This window comes from Pseudomonas sp. UBA1879, from assembly GCF_002338065.1.
In the GTDB taxonomy this organism is placed as follows: domain Bacteria; phylum Pseudomonadota; class Gammaproteobacteria; order Pseudomonadales; family Pseudomonadaceae; genus Aquipseudomonas.
This window is the reverse complement of sequence record NZ_DDHJ01000014.1, coordinates 239,043-260,314: the sequence shown is the minus strand read 5'-3', so window position 1 is coordinate 260,314 and position 21,272 is coordinate 239,043. Positions and strand designations below refer to the sequence as shown.

The following is a 21,272-nucleotide window of genomic DNA, read 5'->3' as shown; positions in this document are numbered from 1 at the left end:
CGAGGTTTTTCGGAATGCAGGTGAAAAACTGTGGGAATGCCGCCTCAGGCGCGGCGCATCTGGACGGGATCAGGTACCTGATCGATTACGGAACTGCCGAGCGATGATCGGCAGGATGCGGTAGGCATCCGATGCATAACGTCGGCCGAGGCGCGTGGGTTCGGTGCACAACCGGTGCAGCCACTCCAGTGACAGACGCTGCACCCACATCGGCGCCCGCCTTACCTTGCCCGACAGGAACATCAACGAAGCGCCCGTGCACAAGCCGATGCCCCTTGCGCCGCCACGTTTGTACACCTCGCAGGCCAGCACTTCCTGACGAGGCGAGCCAACGGAAAACACGGTCATGCGCGAGCGCTGTCGCTGAATGAAATCAACGCAGCGCTCGACCTCTTGCGGGTCTTTGATGAAACCCATGGGCGGGTTGTAGTGGTGGAACGTCACGGACGGGTAGCTGCGTTTGAGGGTCGTGACGACGTCCCGCTCGCAGCCCAATACGGTGACGTCCCATTGCCTGAGCTGGGCGATGTTCATCATCGCCCGCGTCAGTGTGCTGCCGGGGATGGGCTCGGCAATCCCCGCGTTCAGCCGCTGAAGCACGGGATACAGGACCCGGCTGTCGCACAGCCGATGCCCCGCATGCCGATAGGCCTCGCGCAATTGCTCATCATGCTCGAGCAACACGATGTGATTGACGTTGGCGGTCACCAGATATTTGAAAGGTGCGTCCGTGAGCGTGATCAGCTCGTCAATGAGCTCACGTTGTCGTCCACGATAGAAGTCGATTCCAAACACTTTCATAGGGCGGGCTCCTGCTAATGAATAATCGCGTGCAGTGCCGACTCACACTGAGCATCAGCGCGAATCTGGCGTGTGCGACCCTCTCGGGTACCAGCGGCAAACATCGGGAGCGACGAAACAAGCAGGCACGGCAAAGCCGCGCGCTGCCTGAACAACACGAATTCCGTCCGGGAAATGTCCGCGGTGAAAAAACAGTGAGGATGAGTCGCGCTATGAGGTGGTTGCGCCAGTCGGTGTTGGCCGGCCTGACGCTGACGGTCCTTCAGGGACTGTGCATCCCCGCCCAGGCGACAACCTTGCCCATGGTGTTGATCAACGTCTCGGGGGCCGAGTCGTCGGAAGGCAAGTTTCCGGGTGAACACGGGACGGACTACTTCTTCCCCAGCGAGGACTACTTCGCTCGCTGGAAAGCCAAGGGCATACGCACCGTGCGCTTTCCAGTGAAGTGGGAGCGATTACAGCCGGTGTTAGGCGATGGGCTGGATGCCACGTATGCCGGGTTGATAGACAAGATGCTCGTGCAAGCGAACCAGCAAGGCATCGGCGTGATCATCGATGTGCATAACTATGCTCGGTATCGACAGCAGGTGATCGGCAGCGCCAATGTGAGCGTGGATCATTACCGTCAGTTGATGCAGCGCATTGCCGAGCGTTGGCATGAGGCGCCGGCGCTCTACGCGTATGACTTGATGAACGAACCCCATGACGATTCCGATGCCATTTGGCCTCAGGCCGCGCAAGCCGGTATCGACGGGATTCGCCAGGTGGATCGCAAGCACCTGATCATTGTCGAGGGACGAGACTGGTCCAGCGCCGCCCGTTGGCCTCAGAACAACGACGCCTTGCTGGCGCTGAAAGACCCGGCGAATAACCTGGTGTTTTCCGCGCATCTCTACCTGGACAGCAATGGAAGCGGCACCTACAAGGACGCGAGAAATCGGCCCATTGATCCCGATATCGGCGTGAATCGCGCCAAGCCTTTCATTCAGTGGCTGCAAAAAAACGGTCGGCGTGGGCAGATCGGTGAGATGGGGTTTCCGGATGACGATCCCCGGTGGGCGATCGCCGCGGATCGACTGCTCACGTATTTGCAGGCGTATTGCGTGCCCCTTGCCTACTGGACCTCCGGCGAAAGCTGGGGCCCCGAGCCGATGAATCTGGAACCGGTCAACGGCCAAGACCGGCCGCAATGGCAGGTATTAGTGAAATACCTTGAAGCCTCCAAATGCACGCAATACGGCCCGGGCGCTACTCGCCGCTGAGTCAGCGCTGCGGCTGGATCGGAGACCGCAACGGAGGATCCGGGATCAGCGTGTACGATCTCGACGGTCGACTTGATGCTGACGCTCGCGCGAAATACACGAACGCCGCGAGGGCCAGTCCTGTCAGATCGCCGCCGTACATGATTGAGGTCGACAGAAAAAAGTTGAACGCGTTAAGCGTGAAGTCCAACTGAAGACCACTGAGCAGATCCCCTTTGCGGCGGCACGTGCGCATGATTCGCCAGTAACCGAAATAGTAAAAGCCGGCGATCAGCGGTGTGAGGAAACCGAAGCGGTAAAACACCCCCAACAGTCCGACATCCGAGAGGTAAAAGTAGGCGTTGTATAGCCGCGCGAAGCCGTTCTGCCATTGCAACGACAACGCCCCCATGCCGACGTAATAATTCGCCGGCACTTCCCGCAAGACAATGTCCGAGGTCGTCACTCGCACACCGCCTTCGGTGGTGGCCTCACCGATGAGTGCGTTGAATTGCTGGTACTGGTTCTCGAAGAAATCCGGCGCGATGAAGTACGCCACCAACACAATCCCGATCACCGCTACGCCGGTTTTCAGCAACACGCCCCACCGCGCCCGAAAGATCCAGATGCCGCCCAGTACCCACATCAACATGGTGTTGCGGGTCTGCAGCACCAGCCACAGATAGGACGCGAACAGCAACAGCAGCAAGACCGACCCCAGCGAATAGGCGCGTCGGATTCGGTACATCAGCATGTAGGCACAGACGCTGACATAGGCTGCGCCGATGCTGAAGCGATTGGGACGAAGGGGGTTGAGGCCGTAGTCCTTGTCGTCGACGTTGAACGCCACGTCGTTGTTTTCCGCCAGCACGCCGAAGTAGTAGAGGTAGCCAACCAAAACGCAGGCCAGGCCCGAAGTCAGAAAAAACCGTTCCAGTTCGTCTTGGGTCGGTCGCGCCTTCATCATCAGGAACAACGCCGGGAAGAACAACAAGTACAGAAAGCTGCGACGTTCTTCGAGCAGACCGTACAACAGGGGCTGACCGAATTTGGCGTTGGCCAGCAGGGCCGACAGTAATGGCAACAGCAGGCCAAAGCTCACGATCCATAGCGCTGCTCGTGACTGATGCGCACGCCTCCAGACCAACAGCAATCCCAACGCCGAGACCACCACGGCGATGATGAACAACTCGCGCAGGTAGGGCAGCCCGGCCTTTTTATTGTCGGTCAAGAACAGGCACGCCGAGTTCAGAAATAGCAGGATGAACAACAGAGTCCGGTAGGAAAACAACGCTCTGGTCACGGCGAAATACCTTCATGGATGAAGCCAGACAGGGTAGGGGCCGAGACTCTAGCGCCAGGAAAAGGCGAAGCCCTCACTGATGCCCTTCAGGCCATAACGGATGTTTTTCAGGCTGCGACCGTTTTGCAGCACCGTAATCGATGCCAACGCCAGGGACGACACCACGCAACATGCAGTGGAGTGGAATTTTCGGTTGTACATGATCGCCGCGCGATTGCGATAAAAGTGGAAGAGGTGGCTCTTGCCCTTGGTGCTGCCGCTGTCGCCATGCCGGGCGAAGCTACCAAGCGCGACCTGAAAGGTGATGCCCCGCGCCGCTGCACGTCGCTGCCAGTCCACTTCTTCGGAGTACATGAAGTAGCGCTCGTCCATCAACCCCACCTCTTCGACGACCCGTCGAGACACCAGCATTGACGCGCCCATGAGGTAATCCGGCGTGGGCAGATTGAGTTGCGGCAGTTGCGCGCGTTCGGCCTTCTTGCCGATCAGCCGCGTCTTGCCAAGCCATGGGTACACCGTGCCGCCGCCCACGCACTGAACCATTTCGGGATTGTCGGCGTAGACCAGAACCGAGGCGCTGAATCCGCAATGGGGATCGCTGTGCATCGTATCGAGCAGCCGCTCCAATGCCCCTGGCTCAACGGTGATGTCGTTGTTCAGAATCCAGAAATATTCGTAACCGGCGCGGGCTGCGTAATCGATGCCGACGTTGTTGCCGCCCGCATAGCCGTGGTTGCCGTTGTTTCTGATCAGGCATTGACTGTAGCGGCGGGTTTCGTGGGCAATCTCTTCCTGGGTAGCAATGAGGGTGTCGGCGAGATCCCGTTGCACAATGTTGCTCAACAATTTTTTGTAATCTGACGCATCGGAGTCGTTGTCGATGATGATCACGGGAATCGAACCACACGCCTCGAGAGAACGGATGCAGCTGAGCGTCTGCTCGGCACCGTTCCAGTTGAGGATGATTGCGCAGACCTTTTCTGTATTCATGGGTGCCGAGCCTCAAGAGGGGGGGATAAACGACAGACGTGGCTGCCGCACGATGCGGAGAAAACCGTTTTTTCAAATCAGGACTAGAGGGTAAAAAGGCGCCGATGCCAGCGCTTTGCTTTGATCAATACGATGGCGATCATCGACAGGTTGATCAGGACATTGGCGGCGGCAAAGGCCATGACCACCGCCACTGGATCCTTGAAGAAGAAAGCGCCGGCCAGCACGGCTGAAATCCGCAGGCTGGTGCTGACGATCTCGAACACCAGGAAGACTTTCTGCAAAGACAGCGCGGGGATGGCCACCAGACACGGTCCGCCGATAAACCCGGCGAACTCCGAAATGGCCAGCCAGCGCGCGTATTCTCCAGCGGTGTGCCACTGCCCGCCGAACGCCAGATCGAACAGCCACGGCCCGGCGATGACCAGGGACGCGAAGGGCGCCAGGCCGGCCAGGGACATGCCTAATACGCCGCGCAGCAACAGGCCAGCCACTGGGTCACGGGCATGAATCGCCTCGGTGATACGCGGGTAATAAACGCTGCCTACCGCCTTGCCGATGAAGTTGCTCGGCATCGCCAGCACTTGAAGGCACAGCGCAAAAAATCCTGCCGGGACCGCACCGAATGCCGACGCCAGGACCAGCGTCGGCATGTGCACCGACAACGCGTTGATCAACACTTGAGGCGCACGGAACAGCGGGAAGTCCCGGTATTCGGCCGCCAGCTGACGCAGCGTCTTGATAGGCTCGTTCTTCGTTTCAGATGAGGCCTTGAACACACTTGGCTCGCGTCGCAGGCGAATACCGATCAGCAATAATCCGCTGTGGATCACGTAATAAAGCGAACTGGTGATCACCAGGACTGGCGCTGTCGCCATGATCAGCCCGGCGCCACTGCGCGTCGCGTTATAGATCAACGCGTGCAACGTGGCAGCCCGCGCGGTCAGCGTGAAACGCTGGTTTCGGTAGAGCCATTGCTGGGTGGTCTCCAACACCGCCGAACTGAACATCACCACCGGCAGCCACATCAGGTATGGAATCAGCAGGTCGACCCCCAAGGCATGGGAGGCCTGTTCGCCCCAGCCGTAGAGGAGCAGGGCGGTGAGGCCGCAGATCAACGCCGCCATCAACAGCGACAAGCGGATCAAGCCACGGGCATCACGCTCCGATTGCGGCAGCACGATCGACATTGGGTAGGTCAATGCGCACCACGGGATGAGGATGATGGTCAGGCTTTGAAAGGTGCCGACCACGCCGAATGCCTCGGGCCCGTAGATCCGCATAATCACCGGAATCAACGCCAGGTTGATCGCCTGCGCACCCGCGCTGCCGGAGATCGTGGTGGCAATGTTGCGCACCAGCTTCGCTTGCCATAGCTGCCGAATCGCCCCACGCCACCCTGCGCCGGGTAAGCCGGGCGCCGTGAATTCGGGGTCTGCCATACCGCTCTCCTTCGCCGGGCGGCGCTCAATAAATGTTGCGCGAGAACAGGGTGAACGGCGTGATCAACAGAATCTTGATATCGAGCCAGAGCGACCAGTGATTGATGTAGGCAAGATCCTTTTCGATCCGCAGCTGCATCTTTTCCAGGGTCTCGGTCTCGCCGCGTAAGCCACTGATCTGGGCCAGTCCGGTAATGCCGGGCTTGATCCTGTGCCGCGCCATGTAGGCGAGGATTTTGTCGCCATAGTAGTGATTGTGCGCGACGGCATGAGGGCGCGGTCCGACCAGGGCCATTTCGCCGCGCAGCACGTTGATCAGTTGAGGCAATTCATCGATCGAGGTCCGGCGAATGAACGCCCCCACGCGAGTGACGCGAGAATCATGCTGCGTCGCCTGCCTGACTTCGGTGTCGTCGTGTACGCGCATGGAGCGAAACTTCCAGACCATGATGATCAAGCCATTGCATCCATGCCGTGGCTGACGGAAGAACACCGGGCCGGGGGAGGACAACTTCACGGCAATGGCAACCGTCAGCATCACCGGGAACAGAATGATCAGCGCCAGGAGCGCAAGCCCTCGGTCGAATAATTCTTTGCCGAAAGCTGCCGCCGGGTGCGAGCTTAGCGGGGTCTCGTTGAGGTAGATCGCGGGGAAGTGTTCGATCTGCGAGATCGACTGATTGAGCAACATCATGCTGCTGAAGTCGGGAATCCATACCACGTCCACGTTGAGGTCCAGCAGCGCCAGGTAGATCGCTTCGATCTGCGCGGCCTTGCTCAACGGCATGGCGATGTACACCCGCCTGATGCTGCGGCGCGTCACCAGTTCGTTGAGGTCCTCCAGCGCGCCAAGAACCGGGAGGTCATCGTCGTCCGGCGCGTGCAGGATGTCATCGCCTGTGGAGATCATGCCTTGCACCGGCACTCGGTCACGCAGTTGCTGAGCGAGGCTGTAGGCCAGCGGGCAGGTGCCGACGATCAGCGCGGTGCGTTCGAATCGCAGCCAACGGGCGTGGAGGTTGGTCAGGTAACGCAACGGCAGGTAGCTGCACGCCTGGGCGAGAAACCCGACGAGCACCAATTTCGCCAATAGCGTCTGATCCAGATTGGAATAGTCGAGACAGGCCAGCACTACCGTCGACAGCGCGCCCATCAGCACTAGCCAAGCGGCGAGCAGACGCAGTAATCCAAAGCCGTAGCCATAGCGCTTATGGTAGACGTGCAGCGCAGAATAAATCGGCACCGACGCCAGCATCCCGAGCAGAATAAGGACGCGGTAGGGAATGGGGATATCGCCGAAGTGATCGAAGATCACATAGCAGATCGTCAAGTTGGACAGGGCAGTGGCGCATATCCACTGACTCCAGAACGTCAAGCCTCTCCGGTTGACCGAAGGATGTAAGCGTCGAGCAAGCATGGTGATACTCCCAAGCGTTCGTCGCATGGCCTGTAATACGCTGCCCAGGCTGAGCCGATGATTTCCATTAGCGACAGTCGCCGTTATCCCGTTACACCGTTGCCTGATAGGCCTCACCCGGGAGATAGCCGTAATAGCCTTGGTGGTCATACCGCAGATTGACTGCGGAGACTTGGTTGAGAATCACGCCAATCACCGGGGCTCGGTTGCGCAGCAATTGCCCGACCCCTCGTTGAGCCACCGGGGCAGGGGTGCTGTCGGATTTCACGACGTACAACACCGCATCCGCCAATGCACACAGCAAGGCAGCATCGCTCACCGAATGGCTGGCGGGGGAATCGATGATGATTCGGTCGTAACGCTGCTTGGCCCAGTCCAGGAAGCTGTTGAAGCGGGGAGAGGCGAGCAGCTCCAGTGGGTTGGACGGCACGGCACCGGCCGGCAGGACGTCCATGTCCCCAACCTGCTGAATACACTCGCCGCTGCGCGCGTTTCCGTTTACCAGATTCGCCAGGCCAATATGAGCGTCGCTGAGCCCGAGGTTTTTCCCCAATGTGGGCCGGCGCAGATCAGCCTCAATCAACAGCACGCGTTCCAACCTTCCCAGTGCGCAGGCAAGGTTCACCGCGATAGCGCTTTTACCTTCACCCGGCACGGAGGAGGTGATCACCACCACGTGGCGGCGTGTCTCGATATCGCTGAGCATCACCCCCGTGCGTGCCGTCCGGATGGCCTCACTGAAAGCCGAATCGTCGTTGTGCTCGAACTGCCGCGCGATCCGGGCGCGGTTTTTCTTTTGCAACAATGGCACGACGCCCAGCACCGGGAGGCGAAGTTTCTTCTCCACGTCATCGCTGGATTTGACCGTGTTCTTCATGGCATCACGCATCAGCGCCAAACCGCACGCCAGACCGAAGGCCAGGACCGCGGCAATCGACAGGATCAGCGACTTGCGTGGCATGTTCGGGATGAGCGGAGGAATCGCCTCGTCGACGATGCGCGCGTTGCTTGAGCCCAAATCGGCGGTTGCCGTGGTTTCCCGCAGACGATTGACGAACGTTTCATACAACGAGCGATTGCTGTCGACATCTCGCTGCAACTCGCGCAGCTTGAACTCCTTGCGCGCAATGTCCTGAATCTGCGCGCGACTGGTGTTGACTGAAGTCTTTAATGCGCTCTCGTTGGCTTGAGCCAATTGGTAATTGTTCTGCAAACCGGCAACCACCTGATTCACCTGAGTCGCCATGCTTGCTTTCGCGGCAGCCAGGTCTGAACGCGCCGCCACCATGTTCGGGTGCAGGTCGCCGTAGCGTTTCGACAGCTCGTCGACCTTGGCCTGAGCCTTTGCCACATCCGCCTGGAACTGCTGAACCACCGGATTATTGATCACTGCCGGAAGGGTAGAGAGCTGGCCCGCGCCCTTGCCGTTGATCGACTGTACCTGTTGGTACTGACTTTGCGCTTCGGCGCGCTCACGACGAGCATCAATCATTCGGTCACTGGTTTTGGACAGTTCATTGGCAGTGAGGGTTGTCACCCCGCTGACGTCCACTAATCCTTCGGCATCCCGATAAGCCTGGAGCTTGTTCTCAGCCTGCTGCAGCTGTGTGCGCAACTCGACAACGCGCGTGTCCATCCAGCGACTGGCATTGAGAGAGTCATTGACTTGCGCGTCCAGCCGGCTGTCCAGATAACCCCGCGCCAGTGCGTTGGCTGCAGCGGCCGCCGTCTGTTTGTCCTGAAGCGTGACACCGATGGTCACCAGTTGACTCTTGCCGACCGACCCCACGGACGTATGCTCCATCAATTCGGCCACGGCGGCGTCGAACACCTGACTGGGTGTCAACACGTCCCCGTTGCTCCACGTCACCGGGAACACCTCTGGCCATACCGACGACACTAACGCTTTGATGCGCGTCATCAGGTACGGCCGCTGTCGGGGATCGAACTCGGGATGCTCGGTCAAGTGGAGTTGCCGCACGGCACGCTCTGCCACGCCGCGACTCTGGATCAGGCTCAGCTGCGTTTGCAGGTAATCATTGGTCGGATTGCTTGGGTCGGAGGGCGGCTGGAACGTGATGACTGACATCCCTTTGGGCTCGATCACCAGCGACGCAACTGCGCGAAACATCGGCGTGACCGTCTGTATCAACACCGCCGCCAATATCACTGCAAGCAAGGTAAAGGTCAGAATGCTCCACTTGCTTGACCATAGCGTCTGCCCGATCTTGCGCGAATCGATGAAGTCCTTGTCCTCGTCGGGCATGCCGTCGGGATACCGTGGGATCTCGTTTCTTCTGCTAATACTGATCTGGCCCATGATCAAAAGAACCCCTGATCGATATTGATGGTGTCACCCGGTTCGACCAGGGTGCTCAGTGTGGCCTTGATCTCGCTGCGTTTCAGATCGGAACCACGGACCAACGTGATGCGTTTGTCCGAAGCCCGCTCAGTCAATCCGCCCGCCAGCGCAATCGCCCTGTCTAGCGTTAATCCCGGTTGGAAGGGGTAGCCTCCTGGCAACTTGACCTCGCCACCGATGAAGAACGGCCGATACTTCAGCACGCTCACCGACACTCGAGGGTTCACCAGATAGCCGCCTTTCAATTTGCTGGTGATCAGTTGTTCGACGGCGGTTGGGGTCATGCCTTTCGCAACGACTTCCCCAAGAAACGGGTAGCTGAACGCGCCGGCGTCATTCAGGACGATCTCCTTGAAAGTGAGATCGCTTTCTCCAAACACGTTGATGGCTATCGTGTCGCCCGAACTCAGTTGGTACTGTGCTGCCGCGAACGTCGATGCGCTGCAGACCAGCAACATCGCGGCGATCAAGAGTTGACGTACGCACATGAGAACACCTCCCTTTCAAAGTGAAACAGTGGCGAGCGACTCGACCTAAAGACTCAGGGCCACTGTCAGCAGGTATACGTTGCGGGTGTAGGTCTGATCGGAAAGATCAGAATCGTTCTTCCAGCGCTGATAACCGAGGGAGACTTCTGCCCAGCGGGTAGGTGAATAAATCACCGAAGCGCCATAGTCATTGAGCTTGTCGTCCCTGCCTCCGACACCGAGGTATTCGAGGTCTGCGTAGCGATAATGCACATCCGTGGCCACCCAGGGTGTCCACGTATGACGCCAGCCCAAACGGGTGCTGGTGTCATGGACCGTGTTGGCGCCGTCGTCACCTTCCTCGAACGCCTTGCTCGCCTTGATCGAAAACGTAGAGTACGTACGCGGTTTGTACTCAACGTTGGCCTCCCATGTGGGGCTGCTGTAGTCGTTAACGTCGCTGTTATCGAAGTTCTTACGCTCGTACCCCACGCGCACACCGCCGCTGAGCTTGGCGGTGAGGTCCCGTGTGATGCCCACGAGCGCCGCATCGCCCGTGCTGTTTCGCGGGCTGTTGGAAAGGACGTAATCGAAATCGCTGTGACGCAATTCCACCAACGCGCGGGTCAGGCCACCGAGCCGGTGATACCAGGTGCCTATGTACGTGCGAGTGTTGTGCTCCTTGTCATCGTTGAGCGAGCCGGCATTGCGATACCGCAGCTCTTCGTACTCAGCCGACACCTCGATCTGATTCATCGCCGTTCGGGCGCCGTAGGTATAACCGAACTTGCCGTTCTTCAGCGTGTACTTGTCGTTCTCACGCGGTTCTGCAGTTTGCACGGTGTCTTCAGCCCGTCGATAGCCCACTTCTCCCGTCAGCCGATTGCGGGAATCGAACTCCATGACACTTCGCCCAATGAACGACTGATCGACATGATCGGCCTCGGCGTGGTCTTGATACGTGCGGCTGTCGACGGCGTACTCCAACTGGTAACCGCTGGTTCGTGTTTGCGTCTCCAGGACAAACGTTGGCCGCACGGACGTGATCCAGGCGGCCTCTTCATGGTCAGGCAGGGTCCGAAAGTTATCGTCGTAGCACTCGCTGACTTTCAGCGTCGGGGTGAAATCGAATCCCCCCAGTTCCACGCTCTGCGGCTTGCCCGCCACGGCGGCCATCGGCAAGGGGACGATCACTAGCAGTGTCATGAAATTTTTGCGATTGATCATTCACACATCCTTTCACGCGACAGGGCCAAAAATGGACATGGAAATAGCGCAAGGCGAAGCCGGTAGCCCTTCCGGACATTTCCGGTAAAGGCCATTTCTATCTGGGAATTTTTAGCCAGTCAGTGCCGAGGCGTGGAGCAGGGCAGATGGCGTACTGCACAATCGGGGTTACCGACCGCAGCGGGTACAGCAGGCGGGATAAAATTTTGGATATAGCTACCGCACCGAGGTGACTCGGAAGGGCAAACCAAACAAGAGAGAATGTTCACATCAACCATGCGTAAAGCGGGGACGCACGGGACAACGATGACTGCTGATCCGTCACGACTCTGTCGCATCCGGGGAACTGCGTTGGCGACCATTGGGTGCGTCGGGATAACTGAACCTATCTCCAACGGCGTCGCTCGACGGAGTGAGTATGCTTGAGGAATATGACTTGTGGGAGTGTCTCGACGGACGGTCTTTACCCTGTAACGGCGGTGAAACGCCGATCAGCCGATCTGTATTGTTTGAGAGACAACACGGCTTTTCGCGCCAGTTGATTTCGACTTACATGAGGTCAGCCTGTACGTTCGCTGTGCCGGCATCAGTAGGGTATGACAGCTAATCAGATTTGCAGCGTTCCACGTGGAACACTCATATAAATTCGGCCCTTTTATAAAAAAACCCGGCGCGTGGCCGGGTTTTGTTACAAGCGAGCTCAGAACGGGTTCCGCGCCTTCAGTGATGCACTATCAGAAATCAAGGTTTGATACGGCCAAAGCATTGGCCTCAATGAAGTCGCGACGCGGCTCCACTGCATCGCCCATCAGGGTGTTAAAGATCTGATCGGCAGCGATTGCATCTTCAATGGTCACTTTCAGCATGCGACGAACAGTCGGATCCATAGTGGTCTCCCACAGCTGATCCGGGTTCATCTCGCCCAGCCCTTTGTATCGCTGAATGGTGTGACGCTTGGTGCTTTCGGCCATCAGCCAGGCAAGGGCTTCCTTGAACTCAGTGACAGGCTTCTTGCGCTCGCCGCGTTGAACGTATGCGCCTTCTTCAAGCAACGTCGCGATCTGCGCGCCCAGGGCGGTGACCGTTTTGTAGTCGTTACTGCCGAAGAAGTCGCGGTTGAACGTCACGTAATTGGACAGACCGTGAGAGATCAGCTCCACCTCTGGCAGCCAGACATTACGCTCGCGATCTTCACGCAGGCTGGCCTTGTACACCAGGCCAGACTTCTCACCTACACGCAGACGCTCGTCAAATTTAGCGAGCCAGTCCTGCATAGCCGCATGGTCAGACAATTGCTCCATCGAAACCGGTGGCAGATAGACGAAATGCTCAGTCAGTTCCTGCGGGTACAAGCGCGACAGGCGCTTGAGGGTCTTCATTACCATGCGGAAATCGTTGACCAACTTTTCCAACGCAGGGCCGGAAATCCCAGGCGCGGATTCGCTCAGGTGCAGGCTTGCATCTTCAAGGGCCGACTGCGTCATGTACTCTTCCATGGCGTCGTCGTCTTTGATGTATTGCTCTTGTTTGCCTTTCTTCACTTTGTAAAGCGGAGGCTGAGCGATGTAGATGTAACCGCGCTCAACCAACTCCGGCAATTGACGGAAGAAGAACGTCAGCAACAGCGTACGAATGTGCGAACCGTCGACGTCAGCGTCGGTCATGATGATGATGTTGTGATAGCGCAACTTGTCGATGTTGTACTCTTCGCGACCAATGCCACAACCCAGCGCGGTGATCAAAGTCCCGACTTCCTGAGAAGAAATCATCTTGTCGAAGCGCGCTTTTTCAACGTTCAGGATCTTGCCTTTTAGCGGCAGAATGGCCTGAGTCTTACGGTTACGCCCCTGCTTTGCAGACCCGCCAGCAGAGTCACCTTCCACCAGATACAGCTCGGAAAGGGCAGGGTCTTTTTCCTGACAGTCCGCAAGTTTGCCCGGCAGACCGGCGATATCAAGTGCGCCTTTGCGGCGAGTCATCTCACGCGCCTTCCGCGCCGCTTCACGAGCTCGGGCCGCGTCGATCATCTTGCCAACGACCGCCTTGGCCTCGTTCGGATTCTCCAGCAGGAAGTCAGAAAAATATTTACCCATCTCCTGTTCCACAGCCGTCTTCACTTCGGACGAAACGAGTTTGTCCTTAGTCTGCGAACTGAATTTGGGATCAGGCACCTTCACCGAAATAATCGCGGTCAGTCCTTCACGGGCATCATCGCCGGTCGTGGCGACCTTATGCTTCTTCGCCAGACCTTCCTGCTCGATGTAGTTGTTCAGGTTACGCGTCAGCGCAGATCGGAAACCCACCAAGTGAGTACCGCCATCACGCTGAGGGATGTTGTTGGTGAAGCAAAGGAGGTTCTCATTGAAGCTGTCGTTCCACTGCAAGGCGATTTCAACGCCGACGCCATCATCACGCTGGATGTTGAAGTGGAACACCTGATTGACCGGTGTCTTGTTGGTGTTTAAGTACTCAACGAACGCGCGCAGGCCACCTTCGTATTTGAACAACTCTTCCTTGCCGCTGCGCTCGTCTTTAAGAACGATGCCGACGCCAGAGTTAAGGAACGAAAGTTCGCGAATTCGCTTGGCCAGAATGTCCCAGCTAAAATGGATATTCTTGAAAGTTTCAGCCGAGGGCTTGAAGTGAATCTCGGTGCCAGTTGAATCGCTGTCACCGACAATCTTCATCGGTTCTTGAGGGACGCCGTGGACGTATGTCTGTTCCCAGATCTTTCCGCTGCGGCGAACCGTCAAGTTCAGCTCTTCTGACAGCGCGTTTACGACCGAAACCCCTACGCCGTGCAAACCACCGGAGACCTTGTAGGAGTTGTCGTCGAACTTACCGCCCGCGTGCAGCACGGTCATGATGACCTCTGCTGCTGAAACGCCTTCTTCCTTATGCACGTCGACCGGAATACCACGGCCGTTGTCGCGTACGGTGATGGACTCGTCCGGATGGATGATGATGCTGATGTCATCGCAATGCCCAGCCAGCGCTTCGTCAATGGAGTTATCCACCACCTCAAACACCATATGGTGAAGACCGCTGCCATCGTCTGTATCACCGATGTACATACCGGGACGCTTGCGCACGGCATCGAGTCCTTTAAGCACCTTGATGCTGGACGAGTCGTACGTTTGATTTTCGCTCATGCATTCACTCCCGATGGTCGTGGGTCTGGGTGATACCGCCGTGTTCCACGTGGAACAAGGCGACCGGCGTTTCCGTCCGCCAGCCCTCCCTCAACAATTCATGATCTACACAGGTGATAAAAACCTGGCAGTTTAATTCATCCAGCAAGCGACATAAGGCGCTGCGGTGTTGCTCGTCGAGCTCTGATGGCAGATCGTCGACGAGGTAAATACATTGGCCACGTCTGGCCTGACTGACCAGATGTCCCTGCGCAATGCGCAACGCGCACACCACCAACTTCTGCTGGCCGCGCGAGAGGATATCGGCTGCGTTATGGCCACCCAACCGGAGTCGCAAATCCGCGCGTTGCGGACCGGCCTGGGTATGACCCATTTGCTGATCACGGTGAAGGGAAGAGGCGAGCACAGTACTTAGGTCTTTCTCTTTATCCCAACCGCGGTAGTAACTTAACGTCAAACCTTCAAGCTGGACCAGCTCGCTCAAAGTTTGCTCGAAGACGGGTTTTAAGGCCTTGATATAGGCCCGCCGAAATTCATCGATTTCGTCGCTAGCCAAACACAGCTCACGGTCCCAGGCAGCCTGCGAAGCGCCGTCAAGTGTACCATGCCGGAGCCACGAGTTCCGCTGCCTCAGCGCCTTCTGCAAGCGCTGCCAAGTAGCCATGAAACGAGGTTCCACGTGGAACACACCCCAGTCCAGAAACTGCCGTCGTATCTTGGGCGCGCCTTCGAGCAAACGAAAGCTATCAGGGTTGATCAGCTGGAGCGGCAACGTCTCGGCCAACTGCGCTGCGCTTTTGGCGTTTTGACCGTCAATGCGAATTTGAAAGTCACCCTGCCTATCTCGAGATATGCCGAGGTTGCTGTGCCCGCCTTCGGCCAATTCGACTTGCCCAAACACGGTGCACGCAGGCTGTTCATACTGAATGACTGGCTGCAATCGAACGCTGCGAAATGAGCGCGCGAGCCCAAGCAGGTGTATGGCTTCCAAGACACTGGTTTTGCCACTGCCGTTTGCGCCATAGAGGATGTTGATTCGAGGGGAAGGAGAAAAGGTCACCGGGTGCAAATTGCGCACCCCGGTGACCGAGACGCGGCTGAGAGACATCTACAGGCTGCGGATTACAAGCGCATCGGCATAACGACGTATGCAGAATCGTCATTGCCCGACTCTTGCACAAGTGCACTGCTGTTGGAATCGGACAAAATCAGACGCACCTGCTCCGTGGTCATGACACCCAGCACGTCGAGCAAATAGCTCACGTTGAAACCTATCTCCAGTGAGCCGCCGTCGTAATCGACACCGATTTCTTCTTCGGCCTCTTCCTGCTCAGGGTTGTTTGCCTGGATTTTCAACTGGCCGCTGGCAAGCTGAAGGCGTATACCCCGGTATTTCTCGTTGGACAAGATAGCAGTGCGACTGAACGCCTCGCGCAGGGCCTGACGATCACCGACTACCAGTTTGTCGCCACCTTTAGGCAACACCCGCTCGTAGTCAGGGAATTTCCCGTCAACCAATTTGGAGGTGAACGTGAATTCTCCAGTGGTCGCGCGAATGTGATGCTGGCCGAGCACGATGCTGACCGTGCCGTCCTGTTCAGTCAGCAGACGCGCCAATTCAAGAATGCCTTTGCGAGGGACAATCACCTGATGGCGGTCAGCCTGTTCGATCTCTGCTGCCATGGAGCACATCGCCAGACGATGACCATCAGTCGCCACCGCGCGCAGCACGCCAGACTGAACTTCGATCAACATACCGTTGAGGTAATAACGAACGTCCTGCTGGGCCATAGCGAAGCTGGTGCGCTCGATCAACCGGCGAAGTTTGCTTTGGACCAGATTGAAAGTCAGCGAGCCAGGACCTTCTTCCACGGTCGGGAAGTCATTGGCGGGCAAGGTCGATAACGTGAAGCGGCTGCGACCGGCTTTGACGACCAACTTTTGCTCGTCGACTTTGATATCGATCAACGCATCGTTGGGCAAGCTTTTGCAGATATCCATCAGCTTGCGTGCAGGCACGGTAATTTCGCCCGGCTCTGCCGGCTCTTCCAACTGCACACGACCGACCAGCTCGACTTCGAGGTCGGTACCGGTCAGGGACAACTGCTGGCCTTCAACGACCAACAACACGTTAGACAGAACCGGCAAGGTCTGGCGGCGTTCGACAACGCCGGCGACCAGTTGCAGGGGTTTCAACAGGGCTTCGCGTTGAATGGTGAAATGCATGGTCTAGTCCCTTGCCTTGATAAGCTGCGCTGGCATTACGTAGTCAGGGTGCGCAGCAAGTTCTTGTAGTCTTCGCGGATGTCCGCGTCGGATTCTTTGAGTTCGTTAATCTTGCGGCAGGCGTGCAGAACGGTGGTGTGGTCCCGACCACCAAATACATCGCCAATCTCAGGCAAGCTGTGATTAGTCAGTTCTTTGGACAACGCCATCGCCACCTGGCGCGGCCGCGCGACCGACCTGGAACGCCGTTTTGACAACAGGTCGGAGATCTTGATCTTGTAGTACTCAGCAACGGTGCGCTGAATGTTATCCACACTCACCAGCTTGTCTTGCAGCGCCAGCAGGTCTTTGAGCGATTCACGAATCAGCTCGATGGTGATATCGCGACCCATGAAGTGCGAGTGGGCGATGACACGCTTGAGCGCACCCTCCAGCTCACGCACGTTGGAACGGATACGTTGCGCGATGAAGAACGCCGCATCGTGCGGAAGATCAACCTTGGCCTGATCCGCTTTCTTCATGAGGATCGCCACCCGAGTTTCAAGCTCCGGCGGCTCAACGGCGACCGTCAGGCCCCAGCCAAAGCGTGATTTCAAGCGCTCTTCCAAGCCTTCGATTTCTTTAGGGTAACGGTCGCTGGTAAGAATGACCTGCTGACCGCCTTCGAGCAGCGCGTTGAAGGTGTGAAAAAACTCCTCTTGCGAGCGCTCTTTGCGGGCGAAGAACTGAATGTCATCGATCAGCAGCGCGTCGACCGAACGGTAGAAGCGTTTGAATTCATTGATGGCATTTAATTGCAACGCCTTGACCATGTCTGCCACAAAACGCTCGGAGTGGAGGTATACCACTTTGGCATTCGGATTCTTCTTCAGCAGGTGGTTACCCACAGCGTGCATCAAGTGCGTCTTACCAAGGCCCACCCCACCATAAAGGAAGAGTGGGTTATAGCCATGCTTGGGGTTATCTGCCACTTGCCAGGCCGCTGCACGCGCCAGTTGGTTTGACTTACCCTCGACGAAGTTCTCAAAGGTAAAAGTGCGGTTGAGATAGCTCGTATGCTTCAACGCGCCTTCGACTTGAACATTTCGCTGTTCAGCCCTGGCGGGCGCCTGCTGGGAACTCGCACCAGCCATGGGATCGAAACTGGCGCGTGAAGGCTCATCATCGACATCCAACGCGGCCTGAACAACGGGGGCAGGCGCTGGTGCGGGCTCGGTAGGAGGGGGCGGTGAAGGATGAGTGCTGATGGAAGTCTGCGTAGCCTGAGACGCGGCTGCGGAAGCCGCCAACGGCGCATTCGGCGCGGCACGAGGAGCCGAACTGCGTTTGCTGCCTATTAATAAGGAAAGCGCAGGCGTAACGCCTTGACCTTGTTCCCCCAACAGTTCGAGCACACGACCCATATATTTTTCATTCACCCAGTCAAGCACAAACCGGTTGGGCGCATAGACACGTAACTCGTCGCCCTCGGCTTCGACCTGTAGCGGACGGATCCAGGTGTTGAATTGCTGGGCAGGCAGCTCATCGCGCAAAAGCTCCACGCACTGCTGCCAAAGTTCCACTGACACGGATATCCCCTAAGTTTCGAAAGCCGGTAAGGCAAAACAAGCGGCCATTGTACCCACCAGCGCGCGACTTATCCACATGTCGGATGCTGCTATACACCTCAAAAACGAGATTTGCGGGTGGTAAAAGTGAGGTCATGGCCTGTGCATAAGCTCTGTGGATAACCGCAACTGACCTCGTTGCATAACTCGGGTAAGAGATCTGTGGATAACCGGTCTGTGGATAAAATGGCGTTCCACGCACAGGTTTTCCGACCACGCACCACAGGACCAGCACGGCTTTTCGACAGGCTTTAGGCTCTCTGTACATCACGAGTATCGTGACCTACAGATACTTATCCACAGATACCTGAGTCACTAGTCTTTATAAGCTCTACAAAAAAGCTTTAAATACTCTCCTTCTTTATTTTTATGTCTGTGCGATTTCGGAAGCGTCCGGCGAGGCCATCAAGGGGATAGAAATGCATCTATCAACTAAATGCAGGAAACGCTGGTTGGAAATTGACCTGCGAGCTTGCTTTCTCTAGAATCCCCGCTCTCTTAAAACGGGGTCATTCCGGCCCGTTGTGGACGAACCAGGTAACACACCATGAAACGTACTTTCCAACCGAGCACCATCAAGCGCGCCCGCACCCACGGTTTCCGTGCTCGTATGGCCACCAAAAACGGCCGTGCAGTCCTTTCGCGTCGTCGCGCCAAAGGCCGTAAGCGTCTGGCAGTTTGATTAATCGGCACAGGTGGTGAGTCAGGACTTCAGTCGGGAAAAGCGCTTGCTGACACCCCGGCATTTCAAGGCAGTCTTTGACTCCCCCGCCGGCAAGGTTCCGGGGAAAAATCTCCTGCTCCTTGTGCGCAACAACGACCTGGATCACGCCCGCTTGGGTTTGGTGATCGGTAAGAAGAGCGTCAAGCTCTCCGTCGAGCGCAATCGCTTGAAACGCCTGATGCGCGAATCGTTTCGTCTCCACCAGGACAATCTGGTTGGATGGGATATCGTGGTCGTCGCGCGCAAAGGCTTGGGCGACATTGAAAACCCCGAGTTGATTCAGCATTTCGGCAAGCTCTGGAAACGTCTGGCGCGCAGCCGACCCATTCCAGAAGCCAAATCCGAAACTGCGGGGGTAGACAGTCCTGATGCGTAAACTGGCGCTCGCTTCGATCCAGTTTTACCGCTACGCCATTAGTCCGCTGATGGCCAGAAACTGTCGTTTCTACCCGACATGTTCCTGCTATGCGTACGAAGCCATTGAGCATCACGGCCTGGTACGCGGCGGCTGGCTGACCTTGCGCCGTTTAGGCCGCTGTCACCCTTGGAATCCCGGTGGTTTTGACCCGGTTCCACCAGCTTCCACCTCCCGTTCCTCTTCGATGGCCGAGTAATCATGGATATTAAACGCACGATCCTGATCGTCGCCCTGGCAATCGTGACCTATGTCGGTGTCCTGAAATGGAACCAGGACTATGGTCAGGCTGCCTTGCCGACTCAGAATGTTGCCGCCAGCACCAACACATCCGCACTTCCCGACACTCCACAAGGTACCGCCGCTGCCAATGCGGACGTGCCCAGTGCATCAGGTGAAGTGAGTGCACCGGCTGAAACGCCTGTGGTTGCCAGTAAAGACCTGATCGAGGTCAAGACCGATGTATTGAACCTGGCAATCGATCCTGTCGGTGGTGACGTGGTGCAGCTCCGCTTGCCACTTTATCCTCGTCGTCAAGATCATCCGGAGATTCCGTTCCAGCTATTCGACAACGGCGGCGAGCGTATTTTTCTCGCACAAAGCGGTCTGACGGGTGCGAATGGCCCTGACGCTCGCGCTGCAGGTCGTCCGGTTTACTCGGCCACACAGAAAAGCTTCCAATTGGCAGAGGGTCAGAACGATTTAGTCGTCGACCTGAAATTCAGTGATGCCGGCGTCAATTACATCAAGCGTTTCACATTCAAACGCGGCTTGTACGACCTGACTGTCAGCTACTTGATCGATAACCAAAGTGCTCAACCCTGGAACGGCAACCTGTTCGCCCAGCTAAAGCGCGATGCCAGCGCGGATCCTTCCTCGACCACTGCTACCGGTACCGCGACATATTTGGGTGCGGCAATGTGGACACCTTCGGAGCCTTACAAAAAGGTTTCGATGAAGGACATCGACAAAGGCTCGATCAAAGACACCGTACAAGGCGGCTGGGTGGCGTGGTTGCAGCACTACTTCGTGACCGCGTGGATTCCGAACAAGGCTGACAACAACACTGTTACCACTCGTAAAGACAGTGCAGGCAACTACATCATTGGGTTTACCGGTCCTGCCGTGAGCATTGCCCCGGGTGCCAAGGCTGAAACTACGACTACGTTGTATGCCGGTCCGAAGAGCCAGGCTGTTCTGAAAGAGTTGTCCCCAGGTCTCGAACTGACGGTCGATTACGGCATTCTGTGGTTCATTGCACAACCGATCTTCTGGCTGCTCCAACATATCCACAGCATTGTGGGTAACTGGGGCTGGTCAATCATCTTCCTGACCATGCTGATCAAAGGGCTTTTCTTCCCTCTGTCTGCTGCCAGCTACAAGTCAATGGCGCGTATGCGTGCCGTTGCACCGCGTCTGGCTGCGCTGAAAGAGCAACATGGCGATGACCGCCAGAAGCTTTCGCAATCAATGATGGAGTTGTACAAGAAAGAGAAGATCAACCCATTGGGCGGGTGCTTGCCGATTCTCGTTCAAATGCCGGTGTTCCTGTCGCTGTATTGGGTGTTGTTGGAAAGCGTCGAGATGCGTCAAGCGCCTTGGCTGCTGTGGATAACTGACCTGTCGATCAAAGACCCGTTCTTTATCCTGCCGATCATCATGGGTGCGACCATGTTCATCCAGCAGCGGCTGAACCCTACGCCTCCGGATCCGATGCAGGCGAAAGTCATGAAGTTGATGCCGATCATCTTCACCTTCTTCTTCCTGTGGTTCCCGGCAGGTCTGGTGCTGTACTGGGTTGTGAACAACACCCTGTCCATCACCCAACAGTGGTACATCACCCGCAGCATCGAGGCGAAGACCAAGAAAGCGGCTGCGTGATCTACCCTGTGTACAAG

General features: G+C 57.1%; 17 protein-coding genes. 5 read left to right on the top strand and 12 right to left on the bottom strand.

Features of this window, described 5'->3' with window-relative positions; genetic code table 11:
* Positions 1-69: 69 nt before the first annotated feature.
* Positions 70-801, bottom strand: coding sequence for a WecB/TagA/CpsF family glycosyltransferase (locus B3N48_RS14625; protein WP_296184831.1), 732 nt, complete (start codon positions 799-801; stop codon positions 70-72).
* A 212-nt stretch (positions 802-1,013) separates the two neighbouring features.
* Here B3N48_RS14625 and B3N48_RS14620 point away from each other — a divergent pair, with 212 nt between their 5' ends.
* Positions 1,014-2,063 carry a glycoside hydrolase family 5 protein gene (locus tag B3N48_RS14620; RefSeq protein WP_296184828.1) on the top strand — a complete coding sequence of 350 codons (1,050 nt, stop codon included), beginning with the start codon at positions 1,014-1,016 and terminating at the stop codon, positions 2,061-2,063.
* A gap of 1 nt (position 2,064) precedes the next feature.
* On the opposite strand, the gene B3N48_RS14615 is transcribed toward B3N48_RS14620, so the two are convergent.
* From B3N48_RS14615 to dnaA, 11 genes are all read right to left on the bottom strand, one after another.
* Positions 2,065-3,345 (bottom strand): hypothetical protein, encoded by a 1,281-nt coding sequence (locus B3N48_RS14615; protein WP_296184826.1) that lies wholly within the window; start codon positions 3,343-3,345, stop codon positions 2,065-2,067.
* Positions 3,346-3,393: 48 nt separating this feature from the next.
* The gene (locus B3N48_RS14610; RefSeq protein ID WP_296184823.1) at positions 3,394-4,335 is read right to left on the bottom strand and encodes a glycosyltransferase family 2 protein; all 942 of its coding nucleotides are present in this window, start codon (positions 4,333-4,335) and stop codon (positions 3,394-3,396) included.
* Positions 4,336-4,418: 83 nt separating this feature from the next.
* Complete coding sequence (locus B3N48_RS14605; RefSeq protein ID WP_296184822.1) at positions 4,419-5,777, bottom strand: lipopolysaccharide biosynthesis protein; 1,359 nt, start codon at positions 5,775-5,777, stop codon at positions 4,419-4,421.
* Between the two features lie 25 nt (positions 5,778-5,802).
* Entirely contained in the window at positions 5,803-7,194 is a 1,392-nt protein-coding gene (locus B3N48_RS14600) for an undecaprenyl-phosphate glucose phosphotransferase (RefSeq protein ID WP_296184821.1), read from the bottom strand.
* 91 nt (positions 7,195-7,285) lie between these two features.
* A complete protein-coding gene (locus B3N48_RS14595; protein WP_296184819.1) occupies positions 7,286-9,460 on the bottom strand; it encodes a GumC family protein in 2,175 nt (724 codons plus the stop codon).
* 56 nt (positions 9,461-9,516) lie between these two features.
* Complete coding sequence (locus B3N48_RS14590; RefSeq protein WP_414704239.1) at positions 9,517-10,044, bottom strand: polysaccharide biosynthesis/export family protein; 528 nt, start codon at positions 10,042-10,044, stop codon at positions 9,517-9,519.
* Between the two features lie 45 nt (positions 10,045-10,089).
* Positions 10,090-11,250, bottom strand: coding sequence for an outer membrane beta-barrel protein (locus tag B3N48_RS14585; RefSeq protein ID WP_296184818.1), 1,161 nt, complete (start codon positions 11,248-11,250; stop codon positions 10,090-10,092).
* 734 nt (positions 11,251-11,984) lie between these two features.
* A complete protein-coding gene (gene gyrB, locus B3N48_RS14580; protein WP_296184817.1) occupies positions 11,985-14,402 on the bottom strand; it encodes a DNA topoisomerase (ATP-hydrolyzing) subunit B in 2,418 nt (805 codons plus the stop codon).
* Positions 14,403-14,406: 4 nt separating this feature from the next.
* Positions 14,407-15,510: a DNA replication/repair protein RecF gene (recF, locus tag B3N48_RS14575; protein ID WP_296184815.1), complete on the bottom strand. Its 1,104-nt coding sequence runs from the start codon at positions 15,508-15,510 to the stop codon at positions 14,407-14,409.
* Positions 15,511-15,524: 14 nt separating this feature from the next.
* On the bottom strand, positions 15,525-16,628 hold the full coding sequence (dnaN, locus tag B3N48_RS14570) for a DNA polymerase III subunit beta (RefSeq protein WP_296184813.1): 1,104 nt from the start codon (positions 16,626-16,628) through the stop codon (positions 15,525-15,527).
* 35 nt (positions 16,629-16,663) lie between these two features.
* Positions 16,664-18,196, bottom strand: a complete 1,533-nt coding sequence (gene dnaA, locus B3N48_RS14565; protein ID WP_296184811.1) for a chromosomal replication initiator protein DnaA — start codon at positions 18,194-18,196, stop codon at positions 16,664-16,666.
* Between the two features lie 586 nt (positions 18,197-18,782).
* Between dnaA and rpmH the strand changes: the two genes are divergently transcribed.
* The 4 genes from rpmH to yidC are packed head-to-tail and all read left to right on the top strand — an operon-like array spanning position 18,783 to position 21,255.
* Complete coding sequence (rpmH, locus tag B3N48_RS14560; RefSeq protein ID WP_002551315.1) at positions 18,783-18,917, top strand: 50S ribosomal protein L34; 135 nt, start codon at positions 18,783-18,785, stop codon at positions 18,915-18,917.
* A 16-nt stretch (positions 18,918-18,933) separates the two neighbouring features.
* Positions 18,934-19,335 carry a ribonuclease P protein component gene (rnpA, locus tag B3N48_RS14555; protein ID WP_296184809.1) on the top strand — a complete coding sequence of 134 codons (402 nt, stop codon included), beginning with the start codon at positions 18,934-18,936 and terminating at the stop codon, positions 19,333-19,335.
* The gene (yidD, locus tag B3N48_RS14550) at positions 19,328-19,573 is read left to right on the top strand and encodes a membrane protein insertion efficiency factor YidD (protein WP_296184807.1); all 246 of its coding nucleotides are present in this window, start codon (positions 19,328-19,330) and stop codon (positions 19,571-19,573) included. Before rnpA ends, yidD begins: the two co-directional genes overlap by 8 nt.
* Before the next feature lie 2 nt (positions 19,574-19,575).
* Entirely contained in the window at positions 19,576-21,255 is a 1,680-nt protein-coding gene (gene yidC, locus B3N48_RS14545; RefSeq protein ID WP_296184806.1) for a membrane protein insertase YidC, read from the top strand.
* The last annotated feature ends 17 nt before the right edge of the window (positions 21,256-21,272 follow it).